Raw genomic sequence first — 19885 nt, forward strand, 5'->3', positions numbered from 1 at the left:
CCGGCTCAGCCGCCTGGCCTACCCGTTCCTGTACCACCGATGCGAATCGCAACATTCTTGGTTTGCACGTAATTGAGCAGTGCTTCCTGACCCTTTTCGCGTCCGAACCCCGAGCGTTTCGTCCCGCCGAACGGCGTTTCCACACCGCCGGCGAACCATTCGTTGACGAAGACCTGCCCGGCGACCAACCGTTCCGCCGTCCAGTGCGCAAGGCTCAGGTCATTGGTATGCACGCCGGCGCAGAGGCCGTACTCGGTGCCGTTGGCGAGCGCCACCGCCTCCTCGGGCTCCTCGAACGACTGCACCACCAGAACAGGTCCGAAAACCTCGCTCTGCACGATCTCCGAATCCGATGCGACGTTCGTGATGATCGTCGGTTCCATGAAGTGCCCGCGCAGGTAGCCGACGCGCTTGCCACCCGTCATCACCTCGCCGCCGGATGCCGACGCGCGCTGCGCGAACCCCTCCACCTTGGCGAGCTGCTGTTCGGAGATCACCGGACCCAAATCCGGGCCCTCAATAGCGGGCCCGATCGTGAACCGGCCCACTCGCTCGGCGATCGATTCGACGACACGATCGTGCACCGAACGATGCACCACGAGTCGCGAAGCGGCCGAACATACCTGCCCGGCGTGGGTGAAAATTCCCGCCGTCGTCGATGCCACCGCCTGTGCCAGGTCGGCATCCGGGTACACCACGGCAGCGGACTTCCCGCCCAGCTCCATCACCGTCGGGATGACCCGCGCCGCGGCGGCGCACATGATGCTTTGACCGGTGGCGACGCTACCGGTGAACACGATGTGGTCGATGCCGTTGTGCGCCACGAGCGCTGCCCCAGCCTCGTCGCCATAGCCGCAGACAATGTTTACGACGCCATCGGGAACGCCGGCACGGCTGCACGCCTCGGCAAGAAAGGTGCACGCCAGCGGCGAGAGCTCGGGCGTCTTGAGCACCACCGTGTTGCCGGTCGCGATCGCACACGCGATCGACCGCGCGGCGAGCTGCAACGGGAAGTTCCAGGGCACAATTTGCGCGGAAACGCCGAACGGCGCGCGGATAGTGTAGTCGACGTAGTCTCGCCCAAGCGGGATCGACACGCCCTCGAGCTTGTCGGCGAGACCGCCGTAATAGGTGAAATAGCGCACTGCTGCCATCGGCTCATTGTTGGCGCTCTGGATCGGCTTACCGTTCTCCAGGCAGTCGACGACGGCAATGTCCTCGGCCATCTCCTGCAATTGCCGGGCGATCTCCAACATCATGGCGCCGCGCTCCGCAGGCCGCATGTCGACCAGCACACGGGAGTCGAAGGCGCGACGGGCAGCGTCTACCGCTGCATCGACATCACCCGCGCTCGCTTGGGCGACCTCGGCGAGGTGCTGACCCGTCGACGGATCCTCCACCGGAATGAAGTCGCCGCGATGTGAGGCGGTCCATCGCCCATCGATGTAATTCAGCCAGCGCTTCGCGATCGTCGCTGCGTCGATCGGCATCTCGGAGTCCTGACGTCGGTATGCGTGAAGTGTGCGTGACGATTTAATATTATATCTAGTGATAGTATCCGGATTTTGAAGGGTGCCCAGCGAAAGGATTGCTCATGACCGGACTGCCGTACGACGGCCGAGATCGGCGCGCGCCAGAGCGGACCAGCGGCATTTCCCCTGAAGATTTCCAGGCTCAGCTGGTCGAGACCGTGGTGACCACCGCGATGGAGCACATGAAGCGCCCGTTCGTCATCCCCGATCACTACGACCAGACTCAGGCCCGCCTGTACCACGCAACCTCGATGAAGTACTTCTCGTTCTTCGCGTGGCGCTTCCCGAGCTGGTTGCTGGAGATCGCGTCACGCTGTCCATACCAGGACGTACGCCGCGAGATCATTCAAGACTGCGTCGACGAAGAGGTCGGTGACGAAGACGCCAACGGTCGCTGCCACGTCGATGTCCTCTACGACGAGACCGAAGCCTGTGGCGTCGCACGTGAGGACGTCGCCGCGACTCCCCCGACCCCGCTTCTGCACGCCTGCATCCTGGCTCTGGACGACCTTGCCCGGACGCTGCCCTGGGAGGCGGCCTACGCCGCAATCGCCGGGCTGGAGATTGTCAATTCCAAACCTGCAGTGGAGCTGCGAGTAAAGCTGATGACCCCCGAACAATTGGCCGACGCCACCGCTGCAATGTCTTCGTCGCTGCCCGAGCGACTCGGTATTCCCGGCGACGACCTCTTGTTCAACGCGTTGCACGGCTACAAGGACCAGTTTCACGGCGGTGGTGAGCTCGAGTTGCTGGCCAAATACGGCACCGACCCGCGCATCCAGCGAGAGATGCTCTGGGCAGCGAAGACTGCCGTGGAGACGTTCGCGCTGATGTTCGGCGAGATCGAGCGGCTCGCTCTCGAGGCCGTAGAAGGGGCACCCACCGTCGCGGCGTGACTTTCACCCGCCGTCATGGGCGACCATCAGGCCGGCACCAGCCGCACGGGGAGATCCTTCAGCGAGCAGGTGATCATGTTGGTGATGCCGACCGAGCGATACGACGGCTCGCCCAGCATCTCGATATCCTTCACCCTGGCGAGAAGTTCGGAGAACATCACTTTGATGTTGCGCCGCGCCAGGTTGGCGCCCAGGCAATAGTGCACGCCGTGTCCGCCGAAACCTAAGTGAGGGTTCGGGTTTCGAGTGACATCGAAGCGGAACGGATCGGTGAACACCGCTGCGTCGCGATTGGCGGACGCGTACCACATGCTGACCCGATCCCCCGACCGGATCCGCGCATCGTGCAGGGTAACGTCTCGCGTTGCGGTTCGACCGAAATACGACGTCGGCGAGGTCCAGCGGACGATTTCGTCGACCGCGGTGTCCAGGACCGATGGGTCACGCCGCATTCGATCCATCTGGGCTGGGTGTTCAAGCAGTGCCAGCAATCCCGCCGCGATTGAATCGCGTGTGGTCTCGCTGCCCGCGAACACCAGGAGAATAAAGAACAGGTCAAGTTCGAGTTCGCTCAGCCGTGTGGTTGTGCCATCGAGGTGTTCGACCGCGGCCGTTGTGAGTTTGCTCCACACGTCATCCTGCGGTGACCGGCGTTTGTTCTCGGCAAGTTCGTGCGCGTAGGCGTACGTCTTGCCAAGGCTCTCGGCAAGTTCGACTTCAGTGCGTCCAGATTGCGGGTCAAAAGTGTCCAGGACCTTTGTCACCAGCCCGAACAGCTCGGCCCGGTCATCCTGGGGAATTCCGACGATGTCGGCGATCATGTGCATCGGCAGCTGATAGGCGACCTCGTCGACGAAGTTGCACGCCCCTTTCGTCAGTGCCTGATCGACCACTGTGACCGCCCAGGCCCGTGCTTGGTCCTCAAGCCTGGCGACCATCCGGGGCGTGAAGCCTCGGTTGACGAGCCGGCGCAGCCGCGAGTGATCGGGCGGGTCCATGGCAATGAGCGTCATGCCCCGCGCGTTCGGGTCCCAGTCCGGGATGCTCGGGCCTTCATACGATCGGAAGTTCTCATGATCGCGACTTACCGTGTCGATGTCGGCGTGGCGCGACACCACCCAGAACGGCCGGTCAACATGCTTGGTTCCCGGCGTCTCCGGGTGGCGCCACACCGGGGCCTGCTCCCGAAGCACCGTGAATACGTCGTGCGGAAACCCGTGCCGAAACAGTTCCGGATCGCCGAGGTCGATCGAGTCCAAGGTCGGCCTTGCAGTCTCAACGCTCACTGGGTAACCCCTTTCCGATCCCAGGCGGTATATAATATCCTGGATTTCCTCACGCTGCGAGTCGCTGCCATTGGCGCACGGCGAGCGACATTCCATCGGCGCGCAGGTGAACTCAACACAGACGAGTCGATTTACCGGAAGCGACGGCCCTCCCGCGTCGTCGCGCGACGCACCAAACTGAAAAGTCTCGACATCAGTCCACCGGGCGCGATGCGATTTTGCGATCACGTCGCAGTCAGTTCTTGAAGGTGGTGCTCCCGTAGCATGCCGCATTGCCAACGTCGAGGGTGTTTTGGCAGATGACTTTTCCTTGGAAATAGATTCGCACGGTGACCCACTTACCAGGTCGCCATACTGGCAGAGCGGCGATACTGCTTCGCCAGTCGGCGCGCACTTCCGCGCCGTCGGTTGACGGGCTGTGAGCGTCGATCACCGTTACGTTGGTCCGCCATGGCAGCTGGACACCGTCGAGCACTTTTCGCTGGGAGAGGTCGAAGTACTCGACGTTCGCTGTGGCGACGTCGTTGGAAACAACCTCGTATGTCACGCTGTCCGCTGCCTGAGCGCGTGGTGCCAATACCCCGGCAGAAATGGCGGGAATCAGCGAAAGAATTACGAAACAGATGCGAATCATAGTGGTCTTCCGGTGAGTATCGGGCCGAACCGAAAATTTCTCACAGCACCAACGGCACGAGCTAGCGAAACGCATCTGATGGCCATTACCTAACCGCCGGCCAACACCAACGAAACCAAATTGTAGCCAGTATTTTCGTTCCGAACTATGCTTGCACCGAAGTCAGTGTAGGAACAATCGGGGAATGCGTTATAGCCTTGCAACAATGCGCCCTTTATCGCGCTGGCTTCGTTTTTATGGGCGCCCTGCAGCAGAACCGCCTTGTTGCCGCCATAGCCCAGATCCTTCAGCCCCGGTAGTGGGTCGGCGATCGGGACGTGGGTTGCGTTGTTGTCCAGGTAGTCAGAGGTCGACTTATTGACGATATCTGCTGCTTGCTCGACAACCGGACTGTAGCGCAGCGGTCCGCAGGAAGTTCCACTGCGCAGCGACGCGACGGCGTCTTGCAATACCACTACTGAATCCGCGACCGCCGGCGGCGCCAGCACGATACCGGCCGAAACAACCGTGACGACCGGAATTACCGACCTGATCGACCGACTGCAGCGGTGAAAGATAGAAGCTGGCCTAGCGGCGCCAAACGCAGCAACTGACCGTGTTGACAATTTACCCCCTTCCGCGGATGGATGAAACGACGGGCAGCCCAGCCGCGTGCACCAGGCGGCGAGAGCGCAGATTGATCATCCCCTCACCCCGGCGGACAAGACTGGTACGCATTGCATACATAGGACAGCCTGTCGTTCCACGCTTTGAACCAAGTCCCGCTCGGCGTTATCAAGAACTTGAACTCACCGTGCGTGCAGTACGTATTGCTGTCGGGTGTGATCGCACAGGTCGTCGAGTTGTACGTCACGTAGCTGCGCGGCGGGAGCGTCTGCGCCGCTTGCCCGGCGGGGAATTGGATGGCCGCGGTCCAGCCGTGGTGCACGGCACGATTTCCGTTGAACCAGGCGATGTGATTATCTCCCGGGGGTGCGCCCGGGATATCGCCGGCACACCCAAAACCTCCCCTATCCCAGATGCCGCAGTTGAGGCCAGAGGGAGTCAAAAACCAAACACCCGGGTGGTCGGGAATGAAGAATCTGTCCGGCTCCAATTGGTTGTACCACGACTCTATATGCGCCATATCGGGAAACGGATTCACCGGAGCATCGGCGGGCGGATCTGCATGCGCGGGAGTGACGATCCCGAATATCAGTCCCATGGCAGACGCGGCCGTCGCGGACCACCGCCAACTACCAATACGGTTACGCACCCTTTGATCCTCCATGCAGCATCCCCCAGCCGCCTGACACATTCCTGCTACTGGCAAACATGCGAACGATGGATCCTTTCTCCCCACCGCAACACTCTCTGGACCGATGGGCCGGTAAACCAATCGGGCTGATGGCTTTTGATCCCGTCGTTCACATTCGACAAGTGCTGCCACAGCAGGTAGAAACTCTTACCCTCATATATCGGGAAGTACACGTCACCCGCGTGGTCCTGGGTTTGGGTGAGCGCCTGGGCGCGGGGGGCAAGGAAATCCACCGAGTGGTCGATATTTGCGGTGACGATATCGGCTTGTTGTTGAAGATCGCCTTGGCTGTAGTCCCAGTCAGAACCCGAGCCCGATATGACCCCCGGTCCGTTAGGTGTGATCCTGTGGAATTGCAGCCTGTTGATCTGACGCGTGAGTTCGTCGTATTGGGCGTTGTACCACTGGCACATCTCCCGCTCGGCGGTGATATCCGCATCAGTGACGCTTGCCCGTGTTTCGTCATACGGGAAGGGAAACTTCGGTGCCCAATTCGACGGCGTCGGCGTGACTATCGGTAAGGGCACCGGAGGCCGATCGTAATCGGACGGATCGGCAAGAGAGACGGGTCCCATCATGACCGTGACACCCGACAACGCGAGTAATACGCATGCGACCGCACACGTGCAGCGATGAACTGTCTTACGCTTCGTCAAGTCTTGCAGGGCCAACATTTCTCACCCGTTAACTAGACTTCGACGAAACGCGACCTGAACCATGCTGCGCAATTCCAGTCATCGTAGCGGTCCTTTCCCGGCTGATCTATTTAGCGCCTAACGTGTCGCCAACCCCACCGACGTCAGTAATTTGCCAATCCTTGCTGCTATCGATCGTGACACTGTACGTCGCTGTAGACTGCAGCGGCTCTGGTGCTTGCACGGTTTTGGTTTGGACACTGACAAACGCGTCGACGACATACGATGTCCCGAATACGGAGCGCTCTTTGGCCGCGAGTGGGCGCGACGTTGAATTCCATTGGAGAGGGACCAGGATCTGTTCCATCGACGTCGCCGCCTTGGTCAGCTTCTCTTTCAGCTCAGGACTGGTACCCGCGACAAGTTTGGCCTTCCACGCATTAAGGTCCTGGTAGTTCATCGCGGCCGCTTCCACCGCGTAATGCAACGCGACGCTCTCGGCATGAGCCTTATTGTCGGATTGACGAACCTGCTCATCGAGCTTGCGTTGCGCTCCGACGTAGAACCAGGTGATGACCCCGACCGCGCCCACAAGAGCGACGATGACCACCGTGACCACCAGACTACGAAGGGAAATCGAGAGCTGCAGTCGTCGGGCCTTTTTCTCGCTGGACTTACCCTCCACCGCCGGCCCGTCCTCCACCGCCGGCCCGTCCTCGGCCTTTGTCTCCGGCCCCAACTCGGCCGGATCGGCCTCGACCGCGTCTGGTTCCGAGAGGCCTGATTCCGAATCAATCATCTTGCAAGTTCCTCGATTCGCCGTCTTGCACGGCCATAGCTGCCTAATTAGTTTTGGGGGATGGTGACGTGCAACGTAATTGCGCCGTCCTCGGGCACCGTGGCCAGGATATTGGCCATGATCTCACTGGGGTCGACATTCAACAGTGCACCAGCGATAGCCTTGACCTTCGGCCGAAACGCTTCACCAAGCACCTTAAAGTCCCCGCCTTGATTATCGAGAAACTTTTGAAGCCTGCCCACCAGGTGATCGAGTCTGTATAAATTTTGCCCCATCCCGCCACGCTCGTAAATCAATTCTCCGGTACCGTCGATGATGTATTTCACGGCCGGGGCGGATTCTTCGGTCCCAGGTGTGATGTCGGCGACCGCGGGTCCGAGCCACCCCGAGTTACGTAACAACGTCTGAAAATTGCCGAGCAGCACTCGCCCTTTGCCGTGCATATCGGCCGCGGTGTTTCGCAGCAGCTTGCTGGCGTGGGACAGGTTGGGGAGCACCGCGCGTTCGTTCGGCATTGCGGTGTTAACCTCACCGAGGATCCGCTCGACCGCCTCGGAGTCAACCTGACTGAGTATCCGCGCGACGGTGACCGCCAGCTCCGTTATCGATGGCGGTTGTATCACCGATTCTGTTGTTATGCGCTGGCCGTCGCGGAACAGTGGTCCATCCTGCCGCTGTGGAAACAGTCCGATATAAGTTTCACCGAGCGCAGACAAATTATCAAGCCGCACTTTGCAATCGGCGGGCACGCGATATTGGCGCTCGATGTAAAAATCAATCGTAGCTCCGCCGATAGATGTCGTGATATTGCTGACTTTGCCGACGGCCACACCGCGCAGTAATACATTTGAACCGACGGCAAGACCGTTGACATCTGCGACCATCATGGAGACATTGGTGCGGCCAGGAGGAGCACCGACCCGGACCCCCAGTGACCCGACATAGCCCACCGACCCTGCAATCATCAGGCCGAACACAATGAACGACAACACATCTCGTATCCTCATGGTGCCGCACCTAATATCCGTAGTACATCTTGCACATTGCCGGACATTTCCCGCCCGTCTGGCCCGATTATAGAAGTAATATTGATCGCCGGATATTTATCCTCTGGAAGAAAGAAACGCGTGAATAGTTGTCGCCACGCCGGCCATTCTCTTTCAAAGGCCCATTTAGAATGCTGGAGAGCGCCCATCGCATCACGAAGTGAATACAGTAACGGCATGAGCCAGTACCCGCCACTGTAGATGCTACCCACAGACGGCAGAAGCTTACCGATATAGCCCATCAGAGTAATGAAATGGTCAAAGGCCATCATTCCTTGATTTGTGACGAGGTAGTGAAGCGCGTCAAGTCGGCTGTGCATGACATCAACCGTCCCGGATACTCCGTTAAACCATTGGTCGACCAGGTTCATGTTGTCCGATAGGTCGGTGAGGTCAGCGGACACTTGCGAAGCCACTTTCTGCACCGCACCCAGGTCATGTGGCGTGATTCTGTTGATACCGATGATCGTGTTCTGTATCCGCTGTATGGACCCGCTCGATACAAAGGTCGCCAGATTCGCGATGGTGTCTTCCAGTTGTTGGGAGGATTTGGTCCGAACCAGCGGGATGCGAGCGCCGTGGGCCAACGCGGGTGTTGCTTCCGGGTGATCGGTTTGCGGTCGCTCGAGGGCGACATACATGTCTCCCAGGACGGTGGCCTGCTGCAGCACCGCGTGAATGTTCGACGGCACCACGACACTGGGGGCGATGCGTGCTGTGACGTCGACTTCATGGCTCTTCAGTGCCACCTGGGTCACGATCCCGACAGCCGTGCCGTCCATGACCACCTTTGCGCGCTCAGGAAGATTGAGGACATTGTCGAATTCGATCACTATGTCGTATCCGCCGCGATAGGAAGCGCCGGGCTGCGGCAACGCGTTGACATTGATCGACGCACACGATGAGATCCCAACGACACTGGCAACAACCGCGGCCACCGGCCACATCCGGCGGTTCATCGGTGCGCCTGGTTCAGTACGTACTGGAGCAACGCCACATCGACGGCGTACGGCTGACCGGCCACGTCCGCACAGCTGCCGGGCATCGACGCATTCATGATGCCGCACAGCGCGAGTCCATTTGGAGTACGGATGCGATACAGCGGCGGACGGTATGTGATGTGGAACTCGCGATTGTTGTAGTGGTTGGCCAACGTGTTCACCCACCAGGGCACGGGATTGAGGAGATTCGCCAGCCATGGGGCGTGTGCACTGAACTTCCGCGTGGCAACCCCGGTCGCGTCGAGGGTGAACTGAATCTCGTCGCCGAGTTCGGCCTCGATCTCCCCGGCCATTTGGATAAGCGGGATTGTGCCGCCAAGAATCCGGCTGCCGTTTTTGAGGGCGGCGCCGACGTCAGACATGTTCTGTTGCGCGTTCAACAAGGTGTCCTTCAGCGGCCCCTCGATCTCGGTGAGCGCTGTGGTCAGTTGAGCGAGGTTGGTGATAACGGATCCAATGTCGCTGATCGCTTGATCGGGGCTATCGAGCACTGTTGACGACGTACTAAGCAGCCGATTGACACCGGCTCCATTGTTGTGCAGTGCCAGATCAAGCTCATGCACGGCATCGCCGACATTCTTCGAACCGTCCGGGTTGATCGTGTTGAGGAAATTGGTCGCCGAGCCGATCACTTCGGACAGGCTCTTCGGGGTCGCTGACCGGTTAAGTGGAATGCATTCGCCCCCGCGGAGCTGCGGACCCGGCCCGGCGTTGCCGACGAGTTCAAGCGACCGGTCGGCGAGGATGGATGTCGACCTGATGACCGCCTTGACATCACGGGGCAACATACGCCGCTCGGTCACGCTGAAATCGACACGGACGTCGGTTGCACCAGGGGTGATGCCGGTGACTTTACCGATCGGATAGCCCATCTGAGTGACCGAGTTCCCGACATAAAGCCCGATGCTGTCCGGCATGACAGCGCAGTATTCGGCGTGCGGCTGCGTCGGCGGGAGCCGCCCACACGAAGTGCCGACGCCCGCCAGGGACACTACGGTGAGCGCGATGGCAGCGGCCCGGCAAATGCGGCGCACACCCGACGACACGGCCATCAGCACGGACTTCCCGGTATCGGTATGCATAGGTCAGTGGCGAGTAGCTCCGGCGGCGCATTCTGCGCGTCCAGGATGCGTTCAAGCTTCCTCCGCCCCAGCCGCAGCGCTCGTATTATCACGCCGTTGCGGTCGGACCACATTCGTGCCTTTTGCGTCCAGTCCCGCACTTTGGTAATAAATTTGTCGCGATGGTCCCGGTAAAAAACGCCAAGGGGCGATAGCCCATCCATGACTTGGCTAAACAACGTAAGCGCAGCGGTGAGGCGTTTACTGTAGAGCGTAAGCGACTGCTCGACGATCGAGATCTTTTCAATCATTTCTTTGAAGTTTCCGCTGAAATTATTCAAGGCGCGGATATATTCGTCCGATAAATTCAAGATCGCTGTGACTTGTCCCCGCTGTTTGTCAATTGTGGACATAACGCTGTTGCCCGCATCGATGATTGCTGCGAGCGACTCGACATTGGTGCCGGCAAGCCCCTTCTGCACCTGGTTCAGTGATTCATTGATCGGCTTTGGGTTAACGGTGTCGGTGATTTTCGTCGCGTCGGTGAGCGTCCGTATCAAGCTATACGGCATCGTCACCCGTTCCACCGGAATGGGCCTGGCGCCGAGCGGGGTATCGCCGAGCGATGTGATGCTGACGTAATAGCCCCCGACTACGGTAAGCATGCGGACTTCTACCTGCGATCGGTCACCGACAAATGCGCTGCCCTCGACCTGCGCACGGACCCGCACCTGGTTCGATTCCAAAGCGAGGTCTTGCACCTTGCCCACGTTGATTCCGGCGATTCGCACCTGGTCCCCGGGACGGATCGACGCCGCATCATCGGTGTAGAACGTGACGGTTTTCTGCCCCAGGGGATGCGTATACAGCATGGCCGCGACCAGCGCCACCACGAGCAGAAGAATGAGGGCACCACCACCCCACAGAGTGGAGTTGCGCAGGATTTTCATCGGTTGCATAAGACCACTTTTTGCCCGTTCAGAAGGATATCCATTTGCTCTGGTAGCTGGGCACGCCCCCGCGCGCATGGAAGCGGCGCGCCGGCCTGAGGCGGCGGTGGGATGTTGTCCCACATCGCCGGAACTAACTTGAATGCGTCTGTAAAATCATCGATGACGGTGAACGCACGGTCGATCCCCTCGTTTATGTCGCTGGCATTGTGGTTGGGGGTGCCGTAGATGAATTGATCGCTGTTATTCACATCAGGCGAGAAGCCCACATTAGTCAGAATTTGACGAACTGTACCCATGAAGTCAACGCCGTAGAGTTCGGATTTCCGGAACTCATCTAGCACTGACAAAGCACCGTTGATTGGCTTGTTAAGCGAATCAATGAGCTTGATTACATCTTTTGAGTGACCTCCCATGGAGTCAGCAATTTCCGATAGATTACGCATCAAGGTTGCAATGACCTGCTCACGATTTGAGACGAACTTGGTGAGCTTGCGGATGCTGTCCAACATCGGCGCCAAGCCAGTGCCATCACCGGAAAGATATGTTGCTGCATTCGCCGTGAAGGTGTTCAACTCGTCGGGGCTCAAGGTGGCGATCACAGGTTGCAGCCCATTGAACAATGAGGTGACGTCAAAGGAAGGTTGGGTCATCGAAGTAGTCGCATGGCTCACGAGCTCTGCCTTCGAATACGTCTCGGTCGCGTCCACGACGTCTACATACCGCAATCCGGTCAGAGCCTGGAATTTGATGGCAATCCTGGTCCCGGCTACTACGCCGTATCGTTTGTCGAGTGTAAACGTGACCACGGCAAGGCTTTGGCCATGCTTTCGCTCGAGTTCGATCGATCGAACCTTTCCGACCCGAACTCCGCGCACACGTACGTCAGCGTCCGAATGCAATCCGGATGCGTCGGTGAAGTCCGCAGTGTACGGCCGATTATCTGTTGCGGTAGGTTGCGTCAGTGCATTCGCAACCAGAATAAACAAGACGATCGCGATGACACCGCTTATCGCGAGGCGCCACAGTGCTGCTCTGGGCTTCATCAATTGCCTCCCATGGCAGCGAGCGGAGCGGCCACACCGGGAAGGCTGTCGAGAACAATCCGAACCTGCATTGCACGCTGCTCCGGCGTACCGGCGTACATCTTCTCAAGCCGCGAACGCAACTCAACGAGCATCTGGGTAATGCCTTCGGGCCTGATCAATGGCGGCACCACGTCGGTCAGCGCCTTGACGGAGTCGATCACGGGCAGCAGATCATCGACATGCGTGGCCTCCAACCTGCCCACCGCTCCGAAGAGGCCGTTCGATGCCTCGTCCATGTATGGCACAAACACCCGGTTGTAGGTGGCGTCGTCGATATTCCATGTGCCCCAATTTGAAATATTATTACCGTGGACCGAATTATCGCCGACATCTATCGCCGCTTTGACAAATGGGGGAAATGCAACACTTAGTCCGGTGACGTTGGTCAACAATCGCGCGGTGCTCACTGTTTGCGTCTCGGCGACTGCATTGGCTGAAATCAATGCCGTCTCGATCAGCGGATTCAGCGCATCGGTATATCGAGTAGCTTTGTCGACCACCTCGATCAACTGCCTCGTTAACTTGCCCGTGGCAAGGTTACCGAGCCGAGACAGCAACACTTGAAGTGCAAAATTACCCTTTGGAACGATCTCTATCTGCATCCCATCGCGAAGTGGTTGACCGCCTGTTCCCATGATCAGGTTGATACCGGTGACGCCAAAATAGTTGATCGGACGAAAATCGATAGCCATCGCGTTGGTTAATCCGGCTATCGGAGTTTTCTGTAGGTCGGTATTGATGCGAACTCCGCCTCGGGGAAAGCTGGAGATGGCCGTGACCTCGCCCACTTTTACTCCATGCATGACCACCGCCGTACCCTTGGCGACACCCGGCCCCACATAGGGCGTGTCGATGACCACGGAAATCAAGTTGTCCGGCCGCCCGCCGAATGGGTTGAATACTTCGAGCAAACCCGCCACGGCTACAACGCATGACACCACCCCTGCGCCGATAACGGTCAACATTCGGTGCTCATAGTGTTCTGACGCTTGGAATAACATGGCTCTGCACCTAGCCCTTGAACACAAACACTGGCTGGAGGCCCCACAGTGCCACGGTCATTGTGAGGTCGAGGACCATGATCGTCACCAGACTTGCCCGCACGGCACGTCCCGATGCCTGACCGACACCGACCGGACCACCCGATGCAAAATATCCGTAATAGCAATGGATTAGCGTCACCGCCGCGCAGAAGACAGCCACTTTGATCACAGAGTACGCAAGATCTCGTGGTGTCAGAAATTCGACGAAGTAATGTTTATATGTACCGCCTGGTTGGTTGTGAAATACCCGGATAACTGTGTCCATGACAAAGAAATTGGTCACCAGCGTCACGGTGTATCCCGGGACCAAACACAACAGAGCGCCCATCAGCCGAGTACCGACAACGAACGGTATGGGCCGCAGGGCCATCGCCTCGACGGCGTCGATCTCTTCGGAGATGCGCATGGCGCCAATCTCGGCTGTCATCCGGCATCCTGTTTGTGCAGTGAACGCGATACCCCCCACAAGCGGCCCGATCTCACGAACGCTTCCGATGCCGGCGACAATCCCCGATAAGGCGCCGAACCCGATAATGTTTAACACCGCGAATGCCTCAACAGCCAACGAGCCACCCACCGCGACACCGAGGAGGAGCAATACGCTGACCACGCCGCCGTCCACGATGATCGAACCTCGTCCCCACGCGAGGCTGTTCATTTGCTCCAATGTTTGCCGCCGGTACTTGACGACAGTCAGCGGCAACAGCCAGAACGTCTGCGTGATGAATACTATCCACTGCCCGGTCGCTCGAAATGTCTCACGGAGTGGCCGCGTTGTCGCGGTCGCCAATCGGGTGGTGAAATACGTGCTGGGCTTTGCGCCGCTCTGGTAGGTCACTAGGCGATCTCCATCGGAAAAAACATCGTTTGTAATTGCGTGATCGCAAGGTTCGCAAACACGATGCAAACGACATTGAGAACGACCGATGAATTCACCGCGTCGGCGACACCGCGCGGCCCACCCTTTGCCTCCATTCCGCGCAGCGATGAGACTATTGCCACGATCACCCCGAAGACGATGGTCTTGGCGATCGCAAACCATACGTCCACGACCTTCGCGAATGTCCCAAACGACATCCAGAAACTTCCCGGCGCCACACCGGTGGCCCCCACTGCCATTGAGAATGCGGCTGCAGCACCGGCCACCACGATGAACATACACAGAATGGGAGCTATCAATAGCAACGCCAGAAATCGCGGTACCACTAGGCGGCGAACCGGGTCCACACCCAATACCCGCATTGCGTCGAGTTCCTCACGGATTGCCCGCGCCCCGAAGTCCGAGGCGATGGCCGAGGCCGCCGCGCCGCCCATCAACAGTCCCGCCGTGATCGGCGCTCCCTGCCGAACAACACCGATCCCAGCCGCCGCACCAAGCAGTGAGCTTGCCCCCAATTGGTTGACCAGTCCCGAAGTCACGACGGTGGACAGTGCGCCGAACGGAATGGCCATCAGCAGCCCGGGTGTTGCCGTCACTTTCAGCAACGTCCACGCCTCCACAAGGACGTCGCCTACCGGGAGCCGCATAGAAATGGAGTCGGTGACCACGTAGCGCAACACGGACGCAAACAGTTGCATACCGCGACCCGTCGTGGCCGCGCTGCGACCCGGGATGTTGACTATCCGCTGGGCAGCTCGGTGTATGCGAAGCAAGTAAGGGTCGGGACGCGACCGCCCCGCCACGCCGGGGTGTGCACTCGACACCTGCTGCGGCCGACGACTGTCGACGCGAGCAGTCATGAATCCCCGTCACGCCACATCGAAGCCTCCCCTAACGGCCTGCACCCCAAGGCCTTCCGCAACAGACGAACTACCTGGTTGCCGTTTGTAATGCCCCCCCAAGTGGTCCTTCGGTTGACAGAACGTAGCACCCGGCGTAGGCGCGCACGTCGCTTTCACCACCCCGTGCTCCTCATGCGACCGCGCCGGTAAGGAGACCGGGTCCGGTGACAGCAACCCAGCAGCGGGGCAGGCATAACGAGCTAGTTGAAACATCGCCAGCCTTGGTGTCGACACCGGTTGCTACCTCCTTGGCACCGATCAGGCAGCGATACGGTCGCACCGCACAACGACCAGTTCATTACGCATGTATTAGAGCCGGACATCGTGGAAGATGTCAACGGGTTACAGCGAAGGTTCCTAACTAACAACGTGTTCTCAATATTTACCGACCGGCAACCGATGACGAGCGGCGACTTGACTAGGCGGATTACGAGATCGGCAAAGACCAGGTTGGGGTCACGTCTGGATCAACTAGCCTCATAGACCCCGTTGCCCGGAGCCCTCTCGCCATCGCCGAATTACCTGACGGCGGCGGTATGCGCAGCATAACGGCCTTTCGGGTGTTGCCGATGTTTGACGCCATCGACCATCACCTGTCCGGCTTGTCGCCGAGCGAACGGTTTCTCCGGTTGGCTTGGCAGCCTGGGGCCGACACAGGGCTACGGGTCCGGCTCGGCCGTGGCGCGCACCCGGGGATCTAGGTCACGGTGGGATGTCACCTCACGCTCACTCGACCTTGAGGCAAATTGCGCAGTTGCAATAGCCGCCGCCATCATGGTTAGGTGCGGCATAGACCGATGCCCGTAACATCATCTGCACCCTCCCGAGCAATGCGCATGTATTGCTCGGGATTTATACTCCTTAAGGCGGTTCAGCCCGAAGCTGGGACTGGACGTCTACGCGCGGAAATTCTGACCGATTGGAATGACAGCCGATGACAGACACGGTCACCCCACGATATTCGGGTAGTCGAGTCCCACGGGTGGAGGATTTGCGGCTGCTCACGGGTCGCGGCACCTTTGTCGACGACGTCCAGCGGCCCGGCATGCTGCACGCCTGTTTCGTGCGTAGCCCGTTCGCCAGGGCTCGGATCAATGGCGTCGACGCCTCGGCAGCCTTGGCGCTTCCCGGGGTGCACAGCGTCTTCACTGCTGCTGATCTGAATTCCGACATTGGTGAGGCATGGCACGCCGTCGTCGGCAGGGATGTTCCGGACACGCCGCGCCCTCCGCTGGCCGAAGGTGAAGCGAAGTTCGTCGGGGACCCGGTCGCATTGGTGGTCGCCGACAACCGGTACATCGCCGAAGACGCGATCGAACTGGTCGAGGTCGACTATGAGCCGCTGCCGGCTCTCGCTGATTTCACCAAAGCTGTGGGGGCTGAGGTGGTGGTCCATGAGGCCTACCCGGACAACGTCGCGGGCGGAATGGGCGGTGCCCCGCCGGACGAGGAGACCTTCGCCTCGGCCGCGCACGTCGCCTCGGCGAATGTTTACCAGCAGATTTATGCGCCGGTGCCGATCGAAACGCGGGGACTGGTGGTCGAGTGGGAGGCCGCGTCAGATGAGCTGACCGTTTGGGCGTCGACGCAGATCCCACACGAATTGCGGGCCTTCGCCGCGCGTTTGCTGGCGATTCCGGCGCAACGGGTGCGGGTCATCATGCGTGACACCGGCGGCGGTTTCGGGCAAAAGGTCGTTCCGCTGCGTGAAGACATGTGCATCTTGTTGGCCGCGCGGAAGGTGCCGGCGGCGCTGAAGTGGATCGAGGATCGTCGCGAGAATCTGATGTCGGCCGGGCAGGCCCGCCACGTCGACGGCACCGTGCGGATGGCCTTTGACGACGGCGGCAACATCTTGGCCGCCGATATCGACTACCTCCAGGACGTCGGCGCGTATCCGACGCCCTACCCGGTGCTGACGGCGGCCGCGATCGGCATGTTCTTCCCGGGCCCGTACCGGGTGCCCAAGGCCAGCTTCAACTTCAAGACGGTCTTCTCCAACACCGCCGGTCTGGCCGCGTACCGGGGGCCGTGGCAGTACGAAACGCTCGCCCGCGAGATCCTTCTGGACGTGGCGGCACGCGAGATGGGCTTGGATCCCGTCGAGCTGCGGCGTCGCAACCTGTTGCGCGGCGACGAGATGCCGTACTTCAACCCCAATGGCATGCCCTACGACCATGTCGCCCCGAGCGACACGTTCGAGCAGGCGGTGAAGATTCTGGACCACGAGGGGTTCCGCAAAGAGCAGCGCGATGCCTTGGCGCAGGGTCGCTATATCGGCCTCGGTTTTTCGACCTACATCGAGCCGACCGCGGGCGCGACCGGCAACCTGGCAGCCGAAGGTGCGACGATTCGGATCGAGTCAACTGGGAAGATCAACGTTTACGTCAACGGTGGCTCGACCGGTAACAGCATCGAGACCACAGTCATCCAGCTGACCGCGGATGCGCTGGGCGCCGACATCGAAGATGTGGGAACCATACAGGGCGATACCGCAGTAACGCCGTATGGCGCCGGGGCCCAGGGCAGCCGCAGCGGTCCGATGACCGCCGGTGCGGTCAACGAGGCGGCCACCATTCTGCGAAGGCAGATCATCGCGATGGCGGCCCACCGATTAGGCGTCGAGGAATCCGAGCTGGAGCTGAGCGGCTCGAAAGCCATTGTGCGCGAGGACTCGTCGAAGAGCATTACTTTCGCCGATCTGGCCTATCTGGCCTACTACGAGCCGCAGCAGTTGCCGCCAGGTATGTCCGCGACCTTGGAAGCGACTGCCCGCTACACATCCGTGGCGCCGTTCACCTGGGCCAACGCTACGCACACCTGCACCTGCGAAGTCGATGTCAAGACTGGCCAAGTAAAGCTGACGCGCTACATCGTCAGTGAGGATGTGGGCCCGATGATCAACCCCAACGTCGTCGAAGGCCAAATCGCCGGGGGCACGGTGCAGGGCATCGGCGGTGCTCTGCTCGAAAACATGGTTTACGACGATGACGGCAATCCGCTGTCGTCGACGTTCGTCGACTATCTGCTGCCGACTGCAACCGAGGTGCCGGCAATCGAATTCGGGCACATCGAAATCCCTGGCCCTGGGGTCGGCGGCTACAAAGGCGTGGGTGAGGGCGGGGCCATCGGCTCGACTCCGGCGGTGATCAACGCGATCAACGACGCGCTGGCACCGCTGGGCGTAACACTCACCCGACTGCCCGCCAGCCCTGCCGCCATCGTCGACCTGATCGAGGAAGCCTCGAAGTAAGGACAAAAATGGAGCTAGTCAATGAGTTTCGGGTGCCCGTGTCGATCGACCAGGCCTGGGATGTACTCACCGACGTGCAGCGCGTCGTACCGTGTATCCCGGGCGCGCAGCTGCTCTCGGTTGACGGCGACGAGTTCACTGGCGCAGTCAAGGTCAAGGTCGGCCCGATCACGGTGTCTTACCAAGGCAACGCCTCGTTTCAGCAGAAGGACGCGTCGAATCGCCGCGCGGTGATCAGCGCCAACGGCAAAGAGACGCGCGGCAGCGGCAACGCCTCGGCGGTGATGACAGCACAGCTCAAAGACGAGGGCGACCACACCACTTGTGTGCTGACGACCGACCTGACCATCTCGGGCAAGGCCGCACAGTTCGGCCGCGGGGTACTCGCCGATGTGTCGGGCAACCTGATCGCACAATTCGCCCAGCGCCTGGAGGCCGACGTGGCCGGCGCAGACCACACACCTTTCACTGGAAGCGATACGCCCCCAACCACACTCGCCGCGGACCGCGGATCCGATGAGGGCCCTGCGGTGGACATGCTAAAAGTGGTCGCGCTGCCCCTGGCCAAGCGCGCCGCTCCCGTCGTGGTAGGGCTCGCTGCCGGGGTCGCTCTGGGATTCCTGCTGGGGCGCCGTAAGGCCCGGCCACATCCGGCCGCCCTGCGCGCCGACGATCTTGCGGCAGCCCTGTCGCGGCTCGTGTCATGAAGGCGGCAGCGTTCGCGTATCACCGGCCCGACTCTGTCGACGAGGCCGCGGCCCTTCTCGATGAGTACGGAGACGACGCCAAGGTCCTGGCCGGCGGCCAAAGCCTGGTGCCGATGCTTGCGATGCGCCTGACGTCCTTCGAGCACCTCATCGACATCTCGCGCATCGACGAACTCAATAGCATCGACTTGTGCGACGACGAGATCCGGATCGGCGCGGCGACACCGCACGCGTTCGTCGGGATGGATGACGAGGTAGCCGACTCGGTGCCGCTGCTGACCCTGGCGACCCCATACATCGGCCACTTCCAGATTCGTACACGCGGAACGCTCGGCGGGGCGATCGCGCACGCCGACCCCGCCGCCGAGTACGCGGCGGTCGCTGTCGCACTCGACGCCGAAATGGAGGCGGTGTCCACCCGAGGTTCCCGACGGATTCCCGCCACCGACTTCTTCACCGGGCTATGGGAGACGTCGCTGCAACCCGCGGAAATCCTTACCGCTGTGCGTTTTCGGACGTGGGGCAAGCGGGCCGGCTTCGCAATCGAGGAGTTCGCCCGCCGCCACGGCGACTTCGCCATCGCGGGCGCAGCGGTCGCGGTGAAACTCGACGACGACGATCGCATTTCGCGCTGCGGCATCGGGCTGCTCGGGCTGGGATCCACCCCGCTGCGGGGCTCGGCGGCCGAGGACGCAGTGCTCGGCCGGGCAGCCGGCGAGATCAACACGGAAGATGTCGGCGAACTGGCGATGCGCGCACTCGATGGAATCCCCGCCGATCTGCAGGGATCGGCGTCCTACCGCGCCCGGGTGGGCGCCACCATGGTGGCACGCGCATTGACCCGAGCACTTTCCTCCGCAAGCACCGAGGCCTAG

General features: G+C 60.5%; 19 protein-coding genes. 4 read left to right on the forward strand and 15 right to left on the reverse strand.

The features are described from left to right. Positions 1 to 5: 5 nt before the first annotated feature. Positions 6 to 1490 (reverse strand): aldehyde dehydrogenase family protein, encoded by a 1485-nt coding sequence (locus tag G6N50_RS10720; RefSeq protein WP_083097104.1) that lies wholly within the window; start codon positions 1488 to 1490, stop codon positions 6 to 8. A 104-nt stretch (positions 1491 to 1594) separates the two neighbouring features. Here G6N50_RS10720 and G6N50_RS10725 point away from each other — a divergent pair, with 104 nt between their 5' ends. Beyond that, positions 1595 to 2428 (forward strand): iron-containing redox enzyme family protein, encoded by an 834-nt coding sequence (locus tag G6N50_RS10725; protein ID WP_083097103.1) that lies wholly within the window; start codon positions 1595 to 1597, stop codon positions 2426 to 2428. Positions 2429 to 2454: 26 nt separating this feature from the next. Here the strand turns inward: G6N50_RS10725 and G6N50_RS10730 are convergent, their stop codons facing one another. From G6N50_RS10730 to G6N50_RS10795, 14 genes are all read right to left on the reverse strand, one after another. Next, entirely contained in the window at positions 2455 to 3942 is a 1488-nt protein-coding gene (locus tag G6N50_RS10730; RefSeq protein WP_158086092.1) for a cytochrome P450, read from the reverse strand. Between the two features lie 7 nt (positions 3943 to 3949). Continuing rightward, entirely contained in the window at positions 3950 to 4348 is a 399-nt protein-coding gene (locus G6N50_RS10735) for an MmpS family transport accessory protein (protein ID WP_083097099.1), read from the reverse strand. 89 nt (positions 4349 to 4437) lie between these two features. Then, positions 4438 to 4803: a hypothetical protein gene (locus G6N50_RS10740; RefSeq protein ID WP_232068936.1), complete on the reverse strand. Its 366-nt coding sequence runs from the start codon at positions 4801 to 4803 to the stop codon at positions 4438 to 4440. Between the two features lie 233 nt (positions 4804 to 5036). After that, positions 5037 to 5552 (reverse strand): hypothetical protein, encoded by a 516-nt coding sequence (locus G6N50_RS10745; RefSeq protein WP_163650838.1) that lies wholly within the window; start codon positions 5550 to 5552, stop codon positions 5037 to 5039. Positions 5553 to 5650: 98 nt separating this feature from the next. Then, entirely contained in the window at positions 5651 to 6223 is a 573-nt protein-coding gene (locus G6N50_RS10750; RefSeq protein WP_179970113.1) for a hypothetical protein, read from the reverse strand. 184 nt (positions 6224 to 6407) lie between these two features. Next, positions 6408 to 7079 (reverse strand): hypothetical protein, encoded by a 672-nt coding sequence (locus G6N50_RS10755; protein WP_083097096.1) that lies wholly within the window; start codon positions 7077 to 7079, stop codon positions 6408 to 6410. Positions 7080 to 7126: 47 nt separating this feature from the next. Beyond that, complete coding sequence (locus tag G6N50_RS10760) at positions 7127 to 8071, reverse strand: MlaD family protein (protein ID WP_232068937.1); 945 nt, start codon at positions 8069 to 8071, stop codon at positions 7127 to 7129. 11 nt (positions 8072 to 8082) lie between these two features. Further along, a complete protein-coding gene (locus G6N50_RS10765) occupies positions 8083 to 9084 on the reverse strand; it encodes an MlaD family protein (protein WP_179970114.1) in 1002 nt (333 codons plus the stop codon). Next, positions 9081 to 10208: an MlaD family protein gene (locus G6N50_RS10770; protein ID WP_083097092.1), complete on the reverse strand. Its 1128-nt coding sequence runs from the start codon at positions 10206 to 10208 to the stop codon at positions 9081 to 9083. The genes G6N50_RS10765 and G6N50_RS10770 overlap by 4 nt, the downstream gene beginning before the upstream one ends. Further along, on the reverse strand, positions 10178 to 11137 hold the full coding sequence (locus tag G6N50_RS10775) for an MlaD family protein (protein WP_083097090.1): 960 nt from the start codon (positions 11135 to 11137) through the stop codon (positions 10178 to 10180). Before G6N50_RS10775 ends, G6N50_RS10770 begins: the two co-directional genes overlap by 31 nt. Then, a complete protein-coding gene (locus G6N50_RS10780; RefSeq protein ID WP_083097087.1) occupies positions 11134 to 12186 on the reverse strand; it encodes an MlaD family protein in 1053 nt (350 codons plus the stop codon). Before G6N50_RS10780 ends, G6N50_RS10775 begins: the two co-directional genes overlap by 4 nt. Then, on the reverse strand, positions 12183 to 13190 hold the full coding sequence (locus G6N50_RS10785; protein WP_232068938.1) for an MlaD family protein: 1008 nt from the start codon (positions 13188 to 13190) through the stop codon (positions 12183 to 12185). The genes G6N50_RS10780 and G6N50_RS10785 overlap by 4 nt, the downstream gene beginning before the upstream one ends. A 46-nt stretch (positions 13191 to 13236) precedes the next feature. Beyond that, positions 13237 to 14106, reverse strand: a complete 870-nt coding sequence (locus G6N50_RS10790) for an ABC transporter permease (RefSeq protein WP_232068939.1) — start codon at positions 14104 to 14106, stop codon at positions 13237 to 13239. Further along, positions 14106 to 15008, reverse strand: coding sequence for an ABC transporter permease (locus tag G6N50_RS10795; RefSeq protein WP_083097083.1), 903 nt, complete (start codon positions 15006 to 15008; stop codon positions 14106 to 14108). Before G6N50_RS10795 ends, G6N50_RS10790 begins: the two co-directional genes overlap by 1 nt. Before the next feature lie 976 nt (positions 15009 to 15984). On the opposite strand from G6N50_RS10795, the gene G6N50_RS10800 reads away from it, so the two are divergent. Genes G6N50_RS10800 through G6N50_RS10810 form a run of 3 tightly spaced genes read left to right on the forward strand, consistent with a single transcriptional unit; the run spans position 15985 to position 19885 of the window. After that, entirely contained in the window at positions 15985 to 18303 is a 2319-nt protein-coding gene (locus G6N50_RS10800) for a xanthine dehydrogenase family protein molybdopterin-binding subunit (RefSeq protein ID WP_083097081.1), read from the forward strand. An 8-nt stretch (positions 18304 to 18311) separates the two neighbouring features. After that, the gene (locus G6N50_RS10805; RefSeq protein WP_083097079.1) at positions 18312 to 19010 is read left to right on the forward strand and encodes an SRPBCC family protein; all 699 of its coding nucleotides are present in this window, start codon (positions 18312 to 18314) and stop codon (positions 19008 to 19010) included. After that, on the forward strand, positions 19007 to 19885 hold the full coding sequence (locus tag G6N50_RS10810) for an FAD binding domain-containing protein (protein ID WP_083097077.1): 879 nt from the start codon (positions 19007 to 19009) through the stop codon (positions 19883 to 19885). The genes G6N50_RS10805 and G6N50_RS10810 overlap by 4 nt, the downstream gene beginning before the upstream one ends.

The organism is Mycobacterium mantenii (assembly GCF_010731775.1).
In the GTDB taxonomy this organism is placed as follows: domain Bacteria; phylum Actinomycetota; class Actinomycetes; order Mycobacteriales; family Mycobacteriaceae; genus Mycobacterium; species Mycobacterium mantenii.